Source organism: Curtobacterium sp. NPDC086286 (assembly GCF_044746255.1).
Taxonomy (GTDB): domain Bacteria; phylum Actinomycetota; class Actinomycetes; order Actinomycetales; family Microbacteriaceae; genus Curtobacterium.
This window is the reverse complement of record NZ_JBIVBW010000016.1, coordinates 1-1,521: the sequence shown is the minus strand read 5'-3', so window position 1 is coordinate 1,521 and position 1,521 is coordinate 1. Positions and strand designations below refer to the sequence as shown.

Annotated in this window: 1 rRNA gene; it reads right to left on the bottom strand. The window is 57.8% G+C overall.

Annotated features, from left to right (window positions below):
• Positions 1-183 precede the first annotated feature (183 nt).
• Positions 184-1,521: ribosomal RNA gene (locus tag ACIPKM_RS18540) — 16S ribosomal RNA — on the bottom strand; the annotation flags it as partial.

The window sequence follows — 1,521 nt, the reverse complement described above, 5'->3', positions numbered from 1 at the left end:
ACCGCTCACCCCCAACCCGTTCCAACCCGAACCACGAAGGCCCCGGCGTACTGAGGTCAGAAGCTGCGCTCCCGACTGCACTGTCAATGTTCCACCCATGAGCTACCGGCGAGAACGTTCGTCTCGATCCGGCGCCTGGACCCACCGTCCCCCGAAGGACACGACGAGCCAGATGCTCCTTAGAAAGGAGGTGATCCAGCCGCACCTTCCGGTACGGCTACCTTGTTACGACTTAGTCCTAATCACCGATCCCACCTTCGACGGCTCCTTCCACAAGGGTTAGGCCACCGGCTTCGGGTGTTACCGACTTTCATGACTTGACGGGCGGTGTGTACAAGGCCCGGGAACGTATTCACCGCAGCGTTGCTGATCTGCGATTACTAGCGACTCCGACTTCATGAGGTCGAGTTGCAGACCTCAATCCGAACTGAGACCGGCTTTTTGGGATTCGCTCCACCTTACGGTATCGCAGCCCTTTGTACCGGCCATTGTAGCATGCGTGAAGCCCAAGACATAAGGGGCATGATGATTTGACGTCATCCCCACCTTCCTCCGAGTTGACCCCGGCAGTCTCCTATGAGTCCCCGCCATAACGCGCTGGCAACATAGAACGAGGGTTGCGCTCGTTGCGGGACTTAACCCAACATCTCACGACACGAGCTGACGACAACCATGCACCACCTGTACACCGACCACAAGGGGGCGACCATCTCTGGCCGTTTCCGGTGTATGTCAAGCCTTGGTAAGGTTCTTCGCGTTGCATCGAATTAATCCGCATGCTCCGCCGCTTGTGCGGGCCCCCGTCAATTCCTTTGAGTTTTAGCCTTGCGGCCGTACTCCCCAGGCGGGGCGCTTAATGCGTTAGCTACGACACAGAAACCGTGGAAAGGTCCCTACATCTAGCGCCCAACGTTTACGGCGTGGACTACCAGGGTATCTAATCCTGTTCGCTCCCCACGCTTTCGCTCCTCAGCGTCAGTTACGGCCCAGAGATCTGCCTTCGCCATCGGTGTTCCTCCTGATATCTGCGCATTCCACCGCTACACCAGGAATTCCAATCTCCCCTACCGCACTCTAGTCTGCCCGTACCCACTGCAAGCCCGAGGTTGAGCCTCGGGATTTCACAGCAGACGCGACAAACCGCCTACGAGCTCTTTACGCCCAATAATTCCGGACAACGCTTGCACCCTACGTATTACCGCGGCTGCTGGCACGTAGTTAGCCGGTGCTTTTTCTGCAGGTACCGTCACTTTCGCTTCTTCCCTACTAAAAGAGGTTTACAACCCGAAGGCCGTCATCCCTCACGCGGCGTTGCTGCATCAGGCTTTCGCCCATTGTGCAATATTCCCCACTGCTGCCTCCCGTAGGAGTCTGGGCCGTGTCTCAGTCCCAGTGTGGCCGGTCACCCTCTCAGGCCGGCTACCCGTCGTCGCCTTGGTGAGCCATTACCTCACCAACAAGCTGATAGGCCGCGAGTCCATCCCCAACCAAAAAATCTTTCCACCACCAGACCATGCGGCC